At 64.7% G+C, this 16,882-nt stretch carries 18 protein-coding genes and 2 tRNA genes; 9 read left to right on the top strand and 11 right to left on the bottom strand.

Features of this window, described 5'->3' with window-relative positions:
* Positions 1–52: 52 nt before the first annotated feature.
* From cgtA to rplU, 3 genes are all read right to left on the bottom strand, one after another.
* Entirely contained in the window at positions 53–1,123 is a 1,071-nt protein-coding gene (gene cgtA / locus QM569_RS08035; RefSeq protein WP_414986709.1) for an Obg family GTPase CgtA, read from the bottom strand.
* 70 nt (positions 1,124–1,193) lie between these two features.
* A complete protein-coding gene (gene rpmA / locus QM569_RS08030) occupies positions 1,194–1,451 on the bottom strand; it encodes a 50S ribosomal protein L27 (protein ID WP_414986708.1) in 258 nt (85 codons plus the stop codon).
* Between the two features lie 18 nt (positions 1,452–1,469).
* Positions 1,470–1,781: a 50S ribosomal protein L21 gene (gene rplU / locus QM569_RS08025; protein ID WP_005794184.1), complete on the bottom strand. Its 312-nt coding sequence runs from the start codon at positions 1,779–1,781 to the stop codon at positions 1,470–1,472.
* Positions 1,782–1,986: 205 nt separating this feature from the next.
* Here rplU and QM569_RS08020 point away from each other — a divergent pair, with 205 nt between their 5' ends.
* The 8 genes from QM569_RS08020 to QM569_RS07985 all read left to right on the top strand — a co-directional run bounded on the left by QM569_RS08020 (position 1,987) and on the right by QM569_RS07985 (position 8,651).
* Positions 1,987–2,916 carry a polyprenyl synthetase family protein gene (locus QM569_RS08020; protein WP_414986707.1) on the top strand — a complete coding sequence of 310 codons (930 nt, stop codon included), beginning with the start codon at positions 1,987–1,989 and terminating at the stop codon, positions 2,914–2,916.
* 49 nt (positions 2,917–2,965) lie between these two features.
* Positions 2,966–3,042 (top strand) — tRNA-Pro (locus QM569_RS08015).
* Positions 3,043–3,172: 130 nt separating this feature from the next.
* Positions 3,173–4,912 (top strand): type IV-A pilus assembly ATPase PilB, encoded by a 1,740-nt coding sequence (pilB, locus tag QM569_RS08010; protein WP_414986706.1) that lies wholly within the window; start codon positions 3,173–3,175, stop codon positions 4,910–4,912.
* A gap of 21 nt (positions 4,913–4,933) precedes the next feature.
* Positions 4,934–6,154, top strand: coding sequence for a type II secretion system F family protein (locus QM569_RS08005; protein ID WP_414986705.1), 1,221 nt, complete (start codon positions 4,934–4,936; stop codon positions 6,152–6,154).
* The gene (locus QM569_RS08000; RefSeq protein ID WP_414986704.1) at positions 6,154–7,023 is read left to right on the top strand and encodes a prepilin peptidase; all 870 of its coding nucleotides are present in this window, start codon (positions 6,154–6,156) and stop codon (positions 7,021–7,023) included. The genes QM569_RS08005 and QM569_RS08000 overlap by 1 nt, the downstream gene beginning before the upstream one ends.
* 3 nt (positions 7,024–7,026) lie before the next feature.
* Positions 7,027–7,656, top strand: a complete 630-nt coding sequence (coaE, locus tag QM569_RS07995) for a dephospho-CoA kinase (protein WP_414986703.1) — start codon at positions 7,027–7,029, stop codon at positions 7,654–7,656.
* Positions 7,657–7,692: 36 nt separating this feature from the next.
* Positions 7,693–8,448 (top strand): cell division protein ZapD, encoded by a 756-nt coding sequence (zapD, locus tag QM569_RS07990; protein ID WP_414986702.1) that lies wholly within the window; start codon positions 7,693–7,695, stop codon positions 8,446–8,448.
* 5 nt (positions 8,449–8,453) lie between these two features.
* Positions 8,454–8,651 carry a DNA gyrase inhibitor YacG gene (locus tag QM569_RS07985; protein ID WP_414986701.1) on the top strand — a complete coding sequence of 66 codons (198 nt, stop codon included), beginning with the start codon at positions 8,454–8,456 and terminating at the stop codon, positions 8,649–8,651.
* Positions 8,652–8,697: 46 nt separating this feature from the next.
* Here the strand turns inward: QM569_RS07985 and QM569_RS07980 are convergent, their stop codons facing one another.
* From QM569_RS07980 to QM569_RS07960, 5 genes are all read right to left on the bottom strand, one after another.
* Positions 8,698–9,135, bottom strand: a complete 438-nt coding sequence (locus tag QM569_RS07980) for an NUDIX domain-containing protein (protein ID WP_414986700.1) — start codon at positions 9,133–9,135, stop codon at positions 8,698–8,700.
* Positions 9,128–10,000 (bottom strand): ATP-binding protein, encoded by an 873-nt coding sequence (locus QM569_RS07975; protein ID WP_414986699.1) that lies wholly within the window; start codon positions 9,998–10,000, stop codon positions 9,128–9,130. Before QM569_RS07975 ends, QM569_RS07980 begins: the two co-directional genes overlap by 8 nt.
* A 44-nt stretch (positions 10,001–10,044) precedes the next feature.
* Positions 10,045–11,274, bottom strand: coding sequence for a bifunctional glutamate N-acetyltransferase/amino-acid acetyltransferase ArgJ (argJ, locus tag QM569_RS07970; protein ID WP_414986698.1), 1,230 nt, complete (start codon positions 11,272–11,274; stop codon positions 10,045–10,047).
* Between the two features lie 109 nt (positions 11,275–11,383).
* Complete coding sequence (gene secA, locus QM569_RS07965) at positions 11,384–14,131, bottom strand: preprotein translocase subunit SecA (RefSeq protein ID WP_414986697.1); 2,748 nt, start codon at positions 14,129–14,131, stop codon at positions 11,384–11,386.
* Between the two features lie 150 nt (positions 14,132–14,281).
* Positions 14,282–15,265, bottom strand: a complete 984-nt coding sequence (locus tag QM569_RS07960) for a M23 family metallopeptidase (protein WP_414986696.1) — start codon at positions 15,263–15,265, stop codon at positions 14,282–14,284.
* A gap of 32 nt (positions 15,266–15,297) precedes the next feature.
* Between QM569_RS07960 and QM569_RS07955 the strand changes: the two genes are divergently transcribed.
* A complete protein-coding gene (locus QM569_RS07955; protein WP_414986695.1) occupies positions 15,298–15,597 on the top strand; it encodes a hypothetical protein in 300 nt (99 codons plus the stop codon).
* A gap of 44 nt (positions 15,598–15,641) precedes the next feature.
* Here QM569_RS07955 and QM569_RS07950 read toward each other — a convergent pair.
* From QM569_RS07950 to QM569_RS07940, 3 genes are all read right to left on the bottom strand, one after another.
* A tRNA-Thr gene (locus QM569_RS07950) sits at positions 15,642–15,717 on the bottom strand.
* Positions 15,718–15,762: 45 nt separating this feature from the next.
* Positions 15,763–16,296 (bottom strand): ClpXP protease specificity-enhancing factor, encoded by a 534-nt coding sequence (locus QM569_RS07945; protein WP_414986694.1) that lies wholly within the window; start codon positions 16,294–16,296, stop codon positions 15,763–15,765.
* 28 nt (positions 16,297–16,324) lie between these two features.
* Positions 16,325–16,882 (bottom strand): glutathione S-transferase N-terminal domain-containing protein (locus tag QM569_RS07940; RefSeq protein WP_414986693.1); only part of this gene is annotated, 558 nt, incomplete at its 5' end.

Below are 16,882 nucleotides of genomic sequence, written 5' to 3'. Positions count from 1 at the left end.
TGGCCTCTAGCGCTTATGCAGCAAGCGCCAGCAGCTATGAAAATGTGAGTATTCAGGCAGGCGCGTCACCGGCGAAGCGCGGGTCCACGTCCACGGGGGCGTTCTCCACCCGCTGCTCGGACTGCACGTGGCGGAAGATGGCGTGGATCAGCGGCTCGCAGCCCTCGCGCGTGAGGGCGGAGATTTCGAACACCGGCCCCTTCCACTTGAAACGCTTCACGAAGTCCTTCACGCGCGCGGCGCGGTCTTCGGCAGGCACCATGTCCAGCTTGTTCAGCACCAGCCAGCGCGGCTTGTCGTAGAGCTGCTGGTCGTATTTCTTCAGCTCGCCCACGATGGCCTTGGCCTGCGCGACCGGGTCCACGCTGTCGTCGAAAGGCGCCAAGTCCACGATGTGCAGCAGCAACCGCGTGCGCTGCAGGTGGCGCAGGAACTGGTGGCCCAGGCCCGCGCCCTCGGACGCGCCTTCGATCAGGCCCGGAATGTCGGCCACCACGAAGCTCTGCTCCGGCCCCACGCGCACCACGCCCAGGTTGGGGTGCAAGGTGGTGAAGGGGTAGTCCGCGATCTTGGGGCGGGCGTTGGAGACCGCCGTGATGAAGGTGGACTTGCCCGCGTTGGGCATGCCCAGCAGGCCCACGTCGGCCAGCACCTTCAGTTCGAGCTTGAGGTTTTTCTTCTCGCCGGGCCAGCCGGGCGTCTTCTGGCGCGGGGCGCGGTTGATGGCGCTCTTGAAGCGCAGGTTGCCAAAGCCGCCGTCGCCGCCCTTGGCGATGGTGATGACCTCGCCCGGCGTGAGCAGTTCGTACAGTACCTCGCCCGTCTCCGCGTCGGTGATGATGGTGCCCACGGGCATCTTCAAGGTGATGTCCGCCCCCGCCGCGCCGAACATGTCCGAGCCCATGCCGTGCTCGCCGCGCTTGGCCTCGTGGCGGCGGGAATAGCGGTAGTCCACCAGGGTGTTCAGGTTCGGGTCCGCCACCGCGAACACGTGCCCGCCCCGCCCCCCATCGCCGCCATTGGGGCCGCCGAATTCCTTGTATTTCTCGTGCCGGAAGGACACGCAGCCATTGCCGCCATCGCCTGCGGCAATGTCAATAAAGGCTTCATCGACGAACTTCATGGTGGTGCTCAGTTTACAAAACGACAAAGCCCCGGCAATGCGGGGCTTCGGTGGTTGCCGAGGGGATGCCTCAGGCGGGCGTCACACTGACCGTTGCCTTGGACAACGCGCCCTTGGAGCCGAACGACACGTGGCCGTCCACCAGGGCGAACAGGGTGTGGTCCTTGCCCACGCCGACGTTCGTGCCGGGGTGGAAGCGCGTGCCACGCTGGCGCACGATGATCGAGCCGGCGCTGATCAGTTCGCCGCCATAGGCTTTCACGCCGAGCATCTTGGGCTTGGAATCGCGCCCGTTTCGCGTAGAGCCGCCGCCTTTTTTCTGTGCCATGACTGAAGCTCCTTCGGGTTAGGCAGCAATCGCGCCGATTTGCAGTTCGGTGAACTGCTGGCGATGGCCTTGGCGCTTTTGATAGTGCTTGCGACGGCGCATCTTGAAGATGTGCACCTTGTCGTGCTTGCCGTGGGCCACGACAGTGGCTTTGACCGTTGCGCCGGACACCAGGGGCGTACCCACCTTCAGTTCAGCGCCGTTGCCGACAGCCAGAACCTGGTCGATCACAATTTCCTGGCCTACGTCCGCAGCAATCTGTTCTACTTTGATTTTCTCGCCGGAAGCAACGCGATACTGCTTGCCGCCGGTTTTTATGACCGCGTACATGTTGACCTCTTTGGTATGAGTTCCGCAGACGGATTTCTGCAGAGCCAGCGAGTATAACCCAGGGTGCGCGATCGCGCCAGCCCCGCCCCAGCCGGTCGCCCTGCGCATCGGCGCTTCCTATAATCCCGGCACCCTCTGTGACCGCCGCCTCGTGACTGACCACACTACCCCCGCCGCATCCCCGCTCCTGCTCGTTGCACAAGACATGCACGAGGTTGACAAGGTCATCGGCCAGCGCCTGACATCCAGCGTGCCCCTGGTGGCGCAAGTGGCCCAATACATCATTGCTGCGGGCGGCAAGCGCCTGCGCCCGGCCCTTCTGCTCATGGTCTGCGGGGCGCTCGGGTACCGGGGACCGCATCGCCACAACCTGGCTGCCGTGGTCGAGCTCATCCACACCGCCACGCTGCTGCACGACGATGTCGTGGATGCCTCGACCCTGCGCCGTGGCCGCCCCACGGCGAACGAGACCTTCGGCAACCCGGCCAGTGTGCTGGTGGGCGATTTCCTGCACACCCGCTCGTTCCAGATGATGGTCGAGGCGGGCAGCATGCGCATCATGGAAATCCTCTCGGAAGCCACGAACGTGATCGCCGAGGGCGAGGTGCTGCAGCTGATGAACATGCACGACGCCTCGCTGGACGAGGCAGGCTACCTGCGCGTGATCCGCTCCAAGACTGCCAAGCTTTTCGAGGCCAGCGCACGCCTGGGCGCCGTGCTTGCGCAAAGCCCGCCCGAGGTGGAAGAAGCCTGCGCGACCTACGGCCAGGCCCTGGGAACGGCTTTCCAGATCATTGACGACGTGCTGGACTACGACGGTGACACCGCCGAGATGGGCAAGAACATCGGCGACGACTTGCGCGAAGGCAAATCCACGCTGCCCCTGATCGCCGCCATGGCGCGGGGAACGCCGGAGCAGGCGCTCATCGTGCGCGAGGCCGTCGAGCAAGGCTCGACGCAGCGGCTGGCAGAAGTCGTGGACATCGTGCGCAGCACGGGCGCCCTGGATGTGACCCGCGCCGCGGCCCATGCGGAGGCCCACAGGGCCATGGAAGCGGCAAGACAGTTGCCTGCCAATTCCTACGCGCAAGGCCTGCTAGAATTAGCGGCTCAGTTACTAGCGCGGCGCAGCTGACGGGCCCAAGGCACCGGCAGCAAGCGCAATTGACGCGATGGGCAATCGGCGGGGTGTAGCTTAGCCTGGTAGAGCGCTACGTTCGGGACGTAGAGGCCGGAGGTTCGAATCCTCTCACCCCGACCATGATTTGTCCGCATTTTTACAATAGTGCCCGTTCTGTGGCGCTATTACCAATATCCAGCGCTGTACAGCCTGCACCTGATCGGTGATGATAGGATGGTTTCTTTTCCACACCTGACACATTCCCGGTTACATGGCTGCTGTTGATACCGCCCCCAAAGAAGCCTCTGCAGTCGCTCTTCCCGGACTGGGCCGGGCTTTGATGTCCGCCGGCAAGCTGACCCAAAAGGCGGCCGAGGATATTTACAAAAAATCACAGGCGACCCGGACCAGCTTTATTGCGGAGCTGACCGGCTCCGGCGCCGTTTCCGCAGCCGATTTGGCACATACCGTTTCGTCGGTTTTTGGCGCCCCCTTGCTGGACCTGGACGCCATCGATCCGCTGCGGCTGCCCAAAGACCTGCTGGACGCCAAGATATGCCAGGCCTACCGGGTGGTGGTGTTGAGCAAGCGCAATAACCGGCTCATCGTCGCCACGGCGGACCCTACCGACCAGGAAGCTGCCGAGAAAATCAAGTTCACCACCCAAATGGGCGTGGACTGGATTATTTCCGAATACGACAAACTCAGCAAATTGGTAGAAGCGACCACCAAGTCCGCCAATGATTCGCTGGACGCCCTGAATTCTGCGGGAGGCGACTTCGAGTTCGACGAGGCTGCCATCGAAGAAGCCCCCGAAAGCAACGATGCGGGGACTTCCGATGTGGAAGACGCCCCCATCGTCAAATTCCTGCACAAAATGCTCCTGGACGCATTCAACATGCGTGCGTCGGACTTGCATTTCGAGCCCTATGAGCACCAGTACCGCGTCCGGTTCCGTATCGACGGCGAGTTGCGGGAAATTGCCTCTCCGCCGATTGCCATCAAGGACAAACTGGCCTCGCGCATCAAGGTGATTTCGCGGCTGGACATCTCCGAAAAACGGGTTCCGCAAGACGGTCGCATGAAACTCAAGGTCGGCCCGGACCGGGTCATTGACTTCCGGGTCAGCACGCTTCCCACCTTGTTTGGCGAGAAAATCGTTATCCGTATTCTCGACCCCAGCAGCGCAAAGCTCGGTATCGACGCACTGGGTTATGAACCCGAGGAGAAAGAGCGTCTTCTTCAGGCCATCGGCCGCCCCTATGGAATGATCCTGGTGACTGGCCCCACCGGCTCCGGCAAGACGGTGTCTCTTTATACCTGCCTGAACCTGCTGAACAAGCCCGGTGTGAACATCGCCACGGCCGAAGACCCTTCCGAAATCAATCTCCCCGGGGTGAATCAGGTCAACGTCAATGAAAAGGCCGGTCTGACCTTTGCCGTTGCCCTGAAATCCTTTCTCCGCCAGGATCCGGACATCATCATGGTCGGGGAAATTCGCGACCTCGAAACTGCGGACATTTCCATCAAGGCTGCCCAGACCGGTCACCTGGTCCTGTCCACGCTGCATACGAACGATGCGCCGACCACGCTGACCCGCATGCGTAATATGGGGATCGCGCCGTTCAATATCGCATCCAGCGTGATCCTGATCACCGCGCAGCGGCTGGCGCGCCGCCTGTGCCCTGTCTGCAAGGTGCCTGCCGACATCCCCCACGAGGCCATGATCGACGCAGGCTACGCAGAAGAAGAATTGGATGGCACCTGGGTGACGTACCGCCCGGTTGGCTGCTCTGCCTGCAATAACGGCTACAAGGGGCGGGTCGGCATCTACCAGGTCATGCCCATCTCGGAAGAAATCCAGCGCATCATATTGCGCGACGGCAGTGCGCTGGAAATCGCCGAGCAGGCCAGGGCCGAGGGCGTGCGTTCGCTTCGGGAGTCTGGCCTGTACAAGGCAAAAATGGGGCTCACCTCTCTGGAAGAGGTTTTGGCCGTGACCAACGAATAAAATAACTACAAAGGGATCCCTATGGCTACCGCTGCATCCAAGAAAGATATCAAGGATTTTGTCTTTGAATGGGAAGGCAAAGACCGCAACGGAAAGATCGTTCGCGGAGAGGTACGCGCATCTGGAGAAAACCAGGTTCAGGCAACGCTGCGCCGCCAGGGTGTATTCCCCACCAAGATCAAGAAGCGCCGGATGCGCTCGGGCAAGAAGATCAAGCCCAAGGATATTGCCCTGTTCACCCGCCAATTGGCGACCATGATGAAGGCTGGCGTTCCCCTGCTCCAGTCGTTCGATATTGTGGGGCGCGGCAATACCAATGCCAGCGTCACCAAACTGCTCAATGACATCCGGACAGACGTTGAAACCGGGACTTCGTTGAACGCAGCCTTCCGCAAGCACCCCATGTATTTCGACAGCCTCTACTGCAACCTGGTGGAAGCGGGCGAGGCCGCCGGTATCCTCGAAGCCTTGCTGGACCGCTTGGCAACTTACATGGAAAAGACGGAAGCGATCAAGTCCAAGATCAAATCCGCATTGATGTACCCCACCTCCGTGATCATCGTGGCCTTTGTGGTCGTTACCGTGATCATGATCTTCGTCATTCCTGCGTTCAAGGAAGTGTTCACATCCTTTGGCGCGGATCTCCCTGCCCCGACATTGTTCGTGATGGGAGTCAGCGAGATTTTTGTGAAATGGTGGTGGCTGATTTTTGGTGTCATTGGTGGCGGAGCGTTCTTTTTCATGCAAGCCTGGAAAAGAAACGAAAAGATGCAAATGTTCATGGATCGCGTCTTGCTGAAGGTGCCGATCTTTGGTGGCTTGATCGAGAAGTCCTGTGTCGCCCGCTGGACCCGGACGCTGGCCACCATGTTCGCTGCGGGGGTTCCCCTGGTGGAGGCTCTTGATTCCGTGGGCGGCGCATCCGGAAATTCCGTCTATGCCATGGCGACGGAGAAAATCCAGCAAGAGGTATCCACCGGCACCAGCCTCACGGCAGCCATGGGCAATGCCAATGTGTTTCCATCCATGGTCCTGCAAATGTGCGCCATCGGGGAGGAGTCCGGCTCCATCGACCACATGCTGGGCAAGGCCGCCGATTTCTACGAGGCCGAGGTGGATGAAATGGTCGCCGGGCTCTCCAGCCTGATGGAGCCCATCATCATCGTGTTCCTGGGCACCTTGATCGGCGGCATCGTGGTGTCCATGTATCTCCCCATCTTCAAGCTCGGCCAGGTTGTGTGATGGAGACCTGGTGGAATGCAGGGTTCTTTGGAGTCCTGGGGCTGTTGATCGGCAGTTTTCTCAATGTGGTGATCCATAGGTTGCCCAAGATGATGGAGCGGCAATGGGCGGCAGAACTTGCCGCCATGTCCGCGACCGATGCGGCAGACGAAGCGGCGCCCTCGCAGCCAGAGGCTCCTTTCAACCTCATGACGCCGCGCTCCCGCTGCCCTGCCTGCGGGCACATGGTGCAGTGGTACGAGAACATCCCCGTCATCAGCTACCTCTTCCTGCGCGGTCGCTGCTCCGGTTGCAAGACGCGGATTTCCGTGCGCTACCCCCTGGTCGAAATCGCCACGGGCGCGCTGTTTTTCTTCTGCATCCAGCGCTGGGGCGTCACGCCCACCGGCATCGCCTGGTGCGGGTTCTCAGCGGCCCTGATGGCGCTGGCCTTCATTGACTGGGACACCACGCTACTGCCCGACGACATCACCCTGCCCTTGCTCTGGGCCGGTCTCCTGGCGTCCGCCCTGCAGTGGACCGCGGTGCCGCTGCAGGCCTCGGTGTTCGGCGCCGCTGCCGGGTACCTGTCCCTGTGGCTGGTGTACTGGGGCTTCAAGCTGGCCACGGGCAAGGAGGGCATGGGCTATGGCGACTTCAAGCTGTTCGCCGCCCTGGGCGCGTGGTTCGGCTGGCAGGCGCTGGTGCCGATCATCCTGATGTCCTCGGTCATCGGGGCCATCATCGGCATTGCGATGAAGGTCTTCAGCAGCCTGCGCGAAGGCGGCTACGTTCCGTTCGGCCCGTTCCTCGTGGGCGCCGGGTTCACGGCGATGGTCTTCGGGCCCCAGGCCATTCTCAACACGGTGCTGCAACTCCTGGGGCTCTGAGCGATGGGCAGCAGCAGCGCACCCCGGTCGCTGCGCCTGGGCCTGACGGGCGGCATCGGCAGCGGCAAGAGCACCGTGGGCCAGATGTGGGTGTCGCTGGGCGCCGTGCTCATCGATGCGGACCAGATCGCGCGCGAGGTCACCGGCCCGAACGGCGCGGCCATGGGCGCCATCCGCGCCGCCTTCGGCGACGATTTCGTGGACGCGGCCACGGGCGCGCTGGACCGTGCGCGCATGCGCGCCCTGGCCTTCAGCCGACCGCAAGCCCGCGCGCAGCTCGAAGGCATCGTCCACCCCCTGGTCACCCTGCACAGCCATCTTCAGGCGCAGCAGGCGGCGGAGCGTGGGGCTGCCCTGATCGTCTTCGATATCCCCCTGCTCACCGAATCGGGCCGGTGGGCCCAGCGGTTGGATGCAGTGGTGGTGGTGGACTGCCCTGCCGAAACGCAGATCCAGCGCGTCATGCAGCGCAGCGGCCTCACCCGCGAGGCCGTGCAGGGCATCATCGCCTCGCAGGCCAGCCGCGCCGCGCGCCGGGCCGTGGCCGATGCGGTGATCGCCAACGGCAGCGACTGCACGCTGGAGGCCCTGCACGCCCAGGCCCGGCAGGTGGCTGCAGTGTTCGGGCTATGATGCGCCCGTCAGCAGCACAATGCCGAGCCCGCCAGCGTGATCCTTTACGAATACCCCTTCAACGAACGTCTGCGGACCTACCTGCGCCTGGAGCAGTTGTTCCGCCGCCTGGGGGAGCTGATACCCCGCTCCCACGCCCTGGACCACCACTTCGCGCTGGTCACGATCTTCGAGATCATGGACGTGGCGGCCCGCGCCGACCTCAAATCAGACGTGCTCAAGGACATCGAGAAGCACAAGCAGCAACTCGACAGCTACCGGGGCAACCCGTCGATTTCCGAGGCCGCGCTGGACGCGGTGATCACCCAACTGGACCACTGCTTCACCGCGCTCAACACCCAGGCCGGCAAGTCCGGCCAGCCGCTCACCGAGAACGACTGGCTGATGAGCATCCGCAGCCGCGTGGGCATTCCCGGCGGCACCTGCGGGTTCGACCTGCCCGCCTACTACGCCTGGCAGCACCACGCGCCCGCCGCGCGCCAGCAGGCGCTTGAAAGCTGGGCCTCCACCCTGGCGCCGCTGGCCGAGTCCATCTACGTGCTGCTCAAGCTGCTGCGCGACTCCGGCGTGCCGCAGAAGGTGGCGGCGGAGCGCGGCCAGTTCCAGCAGAACCTGCCGCCCGGGCGCACCTTCCAGTTGCTGCGCCTGCGCATCGACCCGGCGCTGAACCTGATTCCGGAGATCAGCGGCAACCGACTGATCGTCTCGGTGCGGCTGATGCGGCAAGAAGACGATGGCCGCCTGCACGCCAGCAACGAAGACGCCGCGTTTGAACTGACGCTCTGCGCTTGACGGCCATGGCAGCAGCACGCACCGTACCCTGCCCCACCTGCGGCGGCGACAGCCTGTACAGCCCCGCCAACCGCTGGCGCCCGTTCTGCAGCGAGCGCTGCAAGCAGATCGACCTGGGCGCTTGGTCCGCCGAGGAGTTCCGCATGCCCGCTGAAGCACCGCCGCAGGATGCGCAGTACGGCGATCCGCGCCAGATAAATTAAGAGCCAAATTGGCCTCTAGCGCTTATCCAGCAAGCGCGAGCAGCTATCAATTCGAAAGTGATTCAGGGGAGCCCGCCAGGCCCCGCTCCTCGGCCAGCCATCGCAGCACCAGGGTGGCGCCGGGCAGCACGGGCGATACCGTGAGCGGCATTTGCTGCCAGGCCATCTGCTGGCCCTCGCGCATCTCGAATGCGCCCGTCCATTGCCACACCTTGCACCAGTGCAGGCGCACCAGGGCGTGCGGGTAGTCGTGCTCCGTGACCTTCCAGACGCTGGCGGGGCCAATGGTCACACCCAGCTCCTCGATCAGCTCGCGGCGCAGGGCTTGCTCGACGGTTTCGCCCGCTTCGAGCTTGCCGCCCGGGAACTCCCAGTAGCCCGCATAGGGCTTGCCCGGCGGGCGGGTACACAGCAGCATGGCGCCGTCGGCGCGCAGCAGGATGCCGACCGCGACCTCGGTGTGCTTGCGCTCTGCCTCAGCCACCGTGCCGCCCCGCGTAGTCGCGCGCGAACTGGTAGGCCACGCGGCCGCTGCGCGAGCCGCGCTCCAGCGCCCAGACCAGCGCCTCGGGCCGCGCCGCCGCAATGGCCGCATCAGGCACGCCCAGCGACGACAGCCACTGCGCGACGATGGTCAGGTATTCGTCCTGGCTGAAGGGGTAGAAGCTGACCCACAGACCGAAGCGCTCGGACAGCGAAATCTTCTCCTCGACCACCTCACCCGGATGCACCTCGCCGTCGTCGGTGTGGGTGTAGGTGAGGTTTTCCTTCATGTACTCGGGCAGCAGGTGGCGCCGGTTGCTGGTGGCGTAGATCAGCACGTTGGGCGTGGCGGCGGCCACCGAGCCGTCCAGGATGGATTTGAGCGCCTTGTAGCCCGGCTCGCCGTCCTCGAAGCTCAGGTCGTCGCAGAAGACGATGAACTTCTCGGGCCGGCCTGCGACCACCTCCACGATGTCGGGCAGGTCCGTCAGGTCGGCCTTGTCCACTTCGATCAGGCGCAGGCCCTGGGGTGCATACGCATTCAGACACGCCTTGATGAGCGAGGACTTGCCCGTGCCGCGCGCGCCCGTCAGCAGCACGTTGTTGGCGGGCTTGCCTTCGACGAACTGCTGGGTGTTGCGCTGGATCTTGTCCTTCTGCCCGTCGATTTCCTTGAGGTCTTCGAGCCGCATGGCCGCGACGTGGCGCACGGGCTCCAGGGTGCCGTGGCCGCTGCTGCGCTTGCGGTAGCGCCAGGCGATGGCCGCCGTCCAGTCGGGCGCGGTGAGCGGCTGGGGCAGCACGGTTTCGATGCGGGCGATGAGCTGCTCGGCGCGCTCGATCAGGCGTTCAAATTTTTCATTCATTTTGGCCTCTAGTGCTTATCCATAAAGCACTTACAGCTATTGAATCAGGAGCGGTAGTCGGCGTTGATGGTCACGTACTCGTGGCTGAAGTCGCAGGTCCACACGGTGTCCGCCGCGTCGCCCCGGCCCAGCAGCACGCGCACGGTGATCTCGCTTTGCTTCATCACGCGCTGGCCGTCTTCCTCGCGGTAGGCGGGGTTGCGGCCGCCCTGCACCGCCACGTGTACGTCGTCCAGGTACAGGTCGATGCCGGTCTGGTCCAGGTCGGCAATGCCCGCGTAGCCGACCGCCGCCAGGATGCGCCCCAGGTTCGGGTCGCTGGCGTAGAAGGCCGTCTTGACCAGGGGCGAGTGCGCGATGGCGTAGGCCACCTGGCGGCACTCGTCGCCGGTCTTGCCGCCTTCCACGCGCACGGTGATGAACTTGGTGGCGCCTTCGCCGTCGCGCACGATGGCCTGGGCCAGCTTCTGCGATACCGCCAGCATGGCCGCCTTCAGCGCCTGACCCTCGGCGCTGGCCAGGGACGTGATGGGCGCGTGCGCGGCCTTGTTCGTCGCCACGACCACGAAGGAGTCATTGGTGGATGTGTCGCCGTCGATGGTGACGCGGTTGAACGAGCCGTCGGCCAGCTCACGCGCCAGCTGCTGCATCACCGCCGGGGCCACGCAGGCGTCCGTGGCCAGAAAGCCCAGCATGGTCGCCATGTTGGGGCGGATCATGCCCGCGCCTTTGCTGATGCCGGTGATGGACACGGTGGCGCCGCCCACCTGCGCCTGGGCGGAGAACGCCTTGGGCAGCGTGTCGGTGGTCATGATGCCCTCGGCGGCGCGCGCCCAGTGCGCTGGCTGCGCGTCGGCAATGGCGGCGGGCAAGGCGGCCTCGATGCGGTCCACGGGCAGCGATTCCATGATGACGCCGGTGGAGAACGGCAGCACCTGCTGGGGCGCCACGCCCAGTTGCTTTGCCAATGCGTCGCAGGTGGCGCGGGCGCGGGCCAGGCCGTCAGCACCCGTGCCCGCGTTGGCGTTGCCGGTGTTGATGACCATGGCGCGGATGCCCTGGCCGCTGGCCAGGTGCTCGCGGCTCACCTGCACCGGCGCGGCGCAGAAGCGGTTCTGCGTGAACACGCCCGCCACGCTGGCGCCTTCGTCCAGCAGGAAGACTGTCAGGTCCTTGCGGTGGGCCTTGCGCACACCGGCCTCGGCAACGCCGATGCGGATGCCCGGCACGGGGTGCAGGTCGGATGCGAGGGGGGCACAGAGATTCACGGGCATGGTCGTCGTCCTTGGGAATGCAAAACACGGGCGCGGGCCCGTGTTTTTATAGTCAAATCAGCCTCTAGCGCTTATGCAGCAAGCGCAAGCAGCTACATAAACAATAGCATCATGCCAGCTTGCCATGGCATTGCTTGTACTTCTTGCCGCTGCCGCAGGGGCAGGGGTCGTTGCGGCCCACGCGCATGCCTTCGGGCAGCGCCTGGCTGGCCGGGTCGGCGGTGGTTTCGACCTCGCCGGTCTCCGTGGGCGCCGTGTAGGTCACGTTGGCGATGCTCTCGCCGCGCGCTTCCATGTCCTGCGCGGCCTGGTCCAGCTGGGCCTGGGACTGCACCTGCACGGTCATGAGGATCTTGGTGACCTCGTTCTTCACCAGGTCGATGAGCTGGCGGAACAGCTCGAACGCCTCGCGCTTGTATTCCTGCTTGGGCTGCTTCTGCGCATAGCCGCGCAGATGGATGCCCTGGCGCAGGTAGTCCAGCGCCGAGAGGTGGTCGCGCCAGTTGGAGTCGAAGCTCTGCAGCAGCACCATGCGCTCGAACTGCGTGAAGTTCTCGCGGCCCACCTGCTCCACCTTGGCGTTGAAGGACGCATGGGCAGCCTGCAGCACTTTTTCGAGGATCTCCTCGTCGGTCACGCTGTTCGCGCCCTGCACCTCCTGCTGCAGCGGCAGCTGGATGTGCCAGTCGTCGGCCAGGGCCTTCTCCAGCGCGGGCAGGTCCCACTGTTCTTCGACCGACTCGGCGGGCACGTACTGGCGCACCAGGTCGGTCATGCAGTCCTCGCGCATGGCCGCGATCACGTCCGACAGGTCGCTCGCGTCGAGGATGGCGTTGCGCTGCTGGTAGATCACCTTGCGCTGGTCGTTGGCCACGTCGTCGTATTCGAGCAATTGCTTGCGGATGTCGAAGTTGCGGGCTTCGACCTTGCGCTGGGCCGATTCGATGCTGCGGGTGACGATACCCGCCTCGATGGCCTCGCCGTCGGGCATCTTCAGGCGGTCCATGATGGCGCGCACGCGGTCGCCCGCGAAGATGCGCATCAGCGAATCGTCCAGGCTCAGGTAGAAGCGCGAGGAGCCGGGGTCGCCCTGGCGGCCCGAGCGGCCACGCAACTGGTTGTCGATGCGGCGGGATTCGTGGCGCTCGGTGGCGATGATGCGCAGGCCGCCCAGGGCCTTGACCTTCTCGTGGTCTGCGGTCCACTGCGCGCGCAGGGCAGTCACCTTGGCGGCGCGCTCGGATTCGGACAGGGATTCGTCGGCCTCGATGGCCGCCACGTCCTTCTCGATGTTGCCGCCCAGCACGATGTCGGTGCCGCGGCCCGCCATGTTGGTGGCGATGGTGATCATGCCCGCGCGGCCCGCCTGGGCCACGATGTCGGCCTCGCGCGCGTGCTGCTTGGCGTTGAGCACCTGGTGCGGCAGGCCCGCCTTGTTCAAGAGCTGGTCGATGATCTCGGAGTTCTCGATCGACGTGGTGCCCACCAGCACGGGCTGGCCGCGCTCGTGGCACTCGCGGATGTCCTGGATGGCGGCCTCGTACTTCTCGCGCGTGGTCTTATAGACGCGGTCGAGCTGGTCGTCGCGCTTGCTGGGCCGGTTGGGCGGGATGACCACGGTCTCCAGGCCGTAGATTTCCTGGAACTCGTAGGCTTCGGTGTCGGCCGTGCCGGTCATGCCGCCGAGCTTGTTGTACAGGCGGAAGTAGTTCTGGAAGGTGATGGACGCCAGGGTCTGGTTCTCGGCCTGGATGTTGACGCCTTCTTTGGCCTCGACGGCCTGGTGCAGCCCCTCGCTCCAGCGGCGGCCCGACATCAGGCGGCCCGTGAACTCATCGACGATGACGATCTCGCCGTTCTGCACCACGTAGTGCTGGTCGCGGTGGTACAGGTGGTGGGCCCTGAGCGCCGCGTACAGGTGGTGCATCAGCGTGATGTTGGCCGGGTCATAGACCGAGGCGCCCTCGGCGATCAGGCCGTGGCTGGCGAGCACGCGCTCGGCGGTCTCGTGGCCCTGCTCGGTCAGGAAGATCTGGTGGCTCTTCTCGTCCACGGTGAAGTCGCCGGGCTTGGTCACGCCCTCGCCGGTGCGGGGGTCGGCCTCGCCCTCCTGGCGCACCAGCAGGGGCACCACCTTGTTCATGGCGATGTACATCGCCGTGTGGTCCTCGGCCTGGCCGCTGATGATGAGCGGCGTGCGCGCCTCGTCGATCAGGATGGAGTCCACCTCGTCCACGATGGCGTAGTTCAGCTTGCGCTGCACGCGGTCCTGGGCCTCATAGACCATGTTGTCGCGCAGGTAGTCGAAGCCGTATTCGTTGTTGGTGCCGTAGGTGATGTCGGCGGCATAGGCCGCCTGCTTCTGCTCGCGCGGCATCTGCGGCAGGTTGATGCCCACGGTGAGGCCCAGGAAGTTGTACAGCCGCCCCATCCACTGCGCGTCGCGATTGGCAAGATAGTCGTTCACCGTCACCACGTGTACGCCCTCGCCCGACAGGGCGTTCAGGTACACCGGCAGCGTGGCCGTCAGCGTCTTGCCCTCGCCCGTGCGCATTTCGGAAATCTTGCCGTGGTGCAGGGCCATGCCGCCCAGCAACTGCACGTCGAAGTGGCGCATCTTCATGACGCGCTTGGAGCCTTCGCGCACCACGGCGAAGGCTTCGGGCAGGATGCTGTCGAGCGACTCCCCCTGGGCCACGCGGTCCTTGAACTCCTGCGTCTTGGCCTGGAGCTGCTCGTCGGTCAGCTTCTCGTACTCGGGCTCCATCGCGTTGATGCGCGCAACCGTCTTGCGGTACTGCTTGAGGAGCCGGTCATTGCGGCTGCCGAATAGTTTGGTGAGGAAGTTGGTGGCCATGCGAACAGGACTGCTGGCGCGCTGCGGTCAGCGCACCGGACAGCCGGTATCCCTAAGATGAATTGAGTTCAGGTGGGTCCGCCGCCCGCGAATGCAAGCCAGGCGCTGCTGTGGCTGCAATCCAGGGCGGCAAACACCGGACGCGGGATTTTACCTGCCCGGTGCGGGCGAGGATGCGGCGCCCGCCGCGCCAGGCACCGGCGCCAGGGCCAGTTGCGCACCCGTGGCCGCGCCGCCCGCGCTCAGGAACTTTTGCGGGTCCTGGAAAACACCCTGCACCAGCACCTCGAAGTGCAGGTGCGACCCGGTCGAACGACCCGTGTTGCCCACTTCGGCGATCTTCTGGCCACGGCGCACGATGTCGCCCTGCTTGACCAGCGTGCGCGAGGCATGGGCGTAGCGGGTAACCAGCTGGTTGCCGTGGTCCACCTCGATCATGTTGCCGTAGGCGGGGTGGAATTCCTGGGTGACCACCACGCCGCCCGCCGCCGCGAGGATGGGCGTGCCCACGGGGGACGGGAAGTCCAGGCCCGTGTGCAGGGCCGACTGGCCGGTGATCGGGTCCACGCGCCAGCCGTAGTTGGACCCGACCACGCCGGAGACGGGGGCATGCGTGGGGATCATCTTCTTGCGGATGTGCTGGTCGAACAGGCGGGATTCGAGCACGGTCATCAGGTCCACCCGCTGGCTGCTCAGGCGCTCCAGGTCGTCCAGGGTGCGCTGCAGTTCTTCCATCGTCATGTCGTGCGCGCCGACCAGCGCGCCGCCGCGTCCGCCGGGCTCCTTGGGAATATCCGAGGGCGCCATGCCCGCCAGGCCCATGACGCGGTCGCCCAGCGACTCCAGTTGCACCATGCGCGCCTGCATCTCGCCCACACGGCGCGCCATGGCGTCCAGGTTGGCCCGCATGAAGCGGTCGCGCTCGGCGAATTCATCCTTCACCACCAGGCGCACCAGCGAGCCCACGATGGGCCAGCCCTCGCGCGCACCCTTCAGGAACACCCAGTGGTACAGCCCCGCCGCCACGAGCATCAGGCCCAGCGACAACGCCAGCCCCGCCAGCAGCAGGCGCGTACCCGACAGGTGAATGGCCCGGCTGCGCGCCAGCCGGGCGTCCGTGATAATCAGATGCACTCGATTTGCCCCCACGCCCGAAGACGCCCGCCATGACCCGCCGCCACCAAGCCGTCACCCTGCAGCAAGCCAGCGAGGAATCCCCCGTGCTTGCCAGGCTCACGGCGCTGACACGCGACTCCAGCGACCGGCTCCAGGCCATTGAAATGCTGATTCCCGCTGCCCTGCGCCCGGCCATCCAGGCGGGCCCCATCGACGGGGACTCCTGGTGCCTGCTCGTCAAGAGCAATGCCGCAGCGGCCAAAATCCGCCAGCTGCTGCCTGCGTTGCAGGCGCACTTGCGCAGCCGGGGGTGGGAGATTAACGCGATTCGCCTGAAAGTTCAAACCTGACGGACAACGCCAGGCAAAGCGTACCGGGGAACATTCAGGGGGGATGGTGCCGGTTGTCGGATTCGAACTGACGACCTACCGCTTACAAGGCGGGTGCTCTACCAACTGAGCTAAACCGGCGGGAAGGGCTGGATTCTATCGTGGATAAAACATCGAAGCGCCCGCCTATTTGACCCGCTTGAGCGAGGGCCGGGCGCCACCGGTCGAAGGGGGTGGGCGCGGGGCGTCGCCGCCATCGCCGTCCTTCCTGCCGTCGTCGGTCGGGACCAGTTGCACCACGCGGTCATCATGCGTTGCTGGTGCGCTGGGGGCTGCCGATGGGTCCATCGGCGCGGGTGTGACCATGGGCGTAACTTCGCCGCCACCCGCCAGCACGTCCACCGGGGGCGGAAAGGCCATGCCCTGCCCGTTCTCACGCGCGTAGATGGCGATCACCCGGCCCACAGGCACCAGGATTTCGCGCGGCTTGCCGCCGAAGCGGGCCTTGAACTCGATGAAGTCGTTGCCCAGCTGCAGCGCACTGGTGGCGTCGAAACTGATGTTCAGCACGATCTCGCCGTCCTTCACATACTCGCGCGGCACCTGCACGGAATCATCCACACGCACCGCGACATAGGGTGTAAAGCCGTTGTCGGTACACCATTCGTACAGGGCACGAATGAGGTAGGGGCGCGTGGACGTGGATTCCTGTGCGGTCATGAAGTCGGGCGATCGGTGATGGAGAAGCTTACTTGCGCATGACCTTTTCGGACGGCGTCAGCGCTTCGATGTAGGCGGGGCGCGAGAAGATGCGTTCGGCGTACTTGAGCAGCGGCGCGGCGTTCTTGGACAGGTCGATGCCATAGTAGTCCAGGCGCCACAGCAGGGGCGCGATGGCAACGTCCAGCATGGAGAAGTTGTCGCCCAGCATGTACTTGTTCTTCAGGAACACGGGGGCCAGTTGCGTGAGGCGGTCGCGGATGTGGGCACGGGCTTTTTCCAGGGCCTTCTCGTTGCCCTTGGTGGCGCGGGACTCCAGCACGTTGACATGCACGAACAGCTCCTTCTCGAAATTGAGCAGGAACAGGCGCACGCGGGCGCGGTCCACCGGGTCACCAGGCATGAGCTGCGGGTGGGGGAAGCGCTCGTCGATGTACTCGTTGATGATGTTCGACTCGTACAGGATCAGGTCGCGCTCGACCAGGATGGGCACCTGGCCGTAGGGGTTCATCACGCTGATGTCTTCGGGCTTGTTGTACAGGTCCACATCGCGGATCTCGAAGTCCATGCCCTTCTCGAACAGGAC

It is taken from the genome of Acidovorax sp., assembly GCF_047607405.1.
Classification (GTDB): Bacteria; Pseudomonadota; Gammaproteobacteria; order Burkholderiales; family Burkholderiaceae_C; genus Acidovorax.
The sequence above is the reverse complement of the archived record's forward strand: the minus strand, read 5'-3'. Positions and strand labels throughout refer to the sequence as shown.

What these genes read in the sequence shown, in the direction of transcription:
- cgtA (WP_414986709.1), bottom strand. Translation starts at nt 1,123, where the DNA reads ATGAAGTTCGTCGATGAAGCCTTTATTGACATTGCCGCAGGCGATGGC.
- QM569_RS08000 (WP_414986704.1), top strand. Translation starts at nt 6,154, where the DNA reads ATGGAGACCTGGTGGAATGCAGGGTTCTTTGGAGTCCTGGGGCTGTTG.
- rplU (WP_005794184.1), bottom strand. Translation starts at nt 1,781, where the DNA reads ATGTACGCGGTCATAAAAACCGGCGGCAAGCAGTATCGCGTTGCTTCC.
- QM569_RS07975 (WP_414986699.1), bottom strand. Translation starts at nt 10,000, where the DNA reads ATGAATGAAAAATTTGAACGCCTGATCGAGCGCGCCGAGCAGCTCATC.
- secA (WP_414986697.1), bottom strand. Translation starts at nt 14,131, where the DNA reads ATGGCCACCAACTTCCTCACCAAACTATTCGGCAGCCGCAATGACCGG.
- QM569_RS08005 (WP_414986705.1), top strand. Translation starts at nt 4,934, where the DNA reads ATGGCTACCGCTGCATCCAAGAAAGATATCAAGGATTTTGTCTTTGAA.
- pilB (WP_414986706.1), top strand. Translation starts at nt 3,173, where the DNA reads ATGGCTGCTGTTGATACCGCCCCCAAAGAAGCCTCTGCAGTCGCTCTT.
- QM569_RS07955 (WP_414986695.1), top strand. Translation starts at nt 15,298, where the DNA reads ATGACCCGCCGCCACCAAGCCGTCACCCTGCAGCAAGCCAGCGAGGAA.
- argJ (WP_414986698.1), bottom strand. Translation starts at nt 11,274, where the DNA reads ATGCCCGTGAATCTCTGTGCCCCCCTCGCATCCGACCTGCACCCCGTG.
- QM569_RS07985 (WP_414986701.1), top strand. Translation starts at nt 8,454, where the DNA reads ATGGCAGCAGCACGCACCGTACCCTGCCCCACCTGCGGCGGCGACAGC.
- coaE (WP_414986703.1), top strand. Translation starts at nt 7,027, where the DNA reads ATGGGCAGCAGCAGCGCACCCCGGTCGCTGCGCCTGGGCCTGACGGGC.
- QM569_RS08020 (WP_414986707.1), top strand. Translation starts at nt 1,987, where the DNA reads ATGCACGAGGTTGACAAGGTCATCGGCCAGCGCCTGACATCCAGCGTG.
- rpmA (WP_414986708.1), bottom strand. Translation starts at nt 1,451, where the DNA reads ATGGCACAGAAAAAAGGCGGCGGCTCTACGCGAAACGGGCGCGATTCC.
- QM569_RS07945 (WP_414986694.1), bottom strand. Translation starts at nt 16,296, where the DNA reads ATGACCGCACAGGAATCCACGTCCACGCGCCCCTACCTCATTCGTGCC.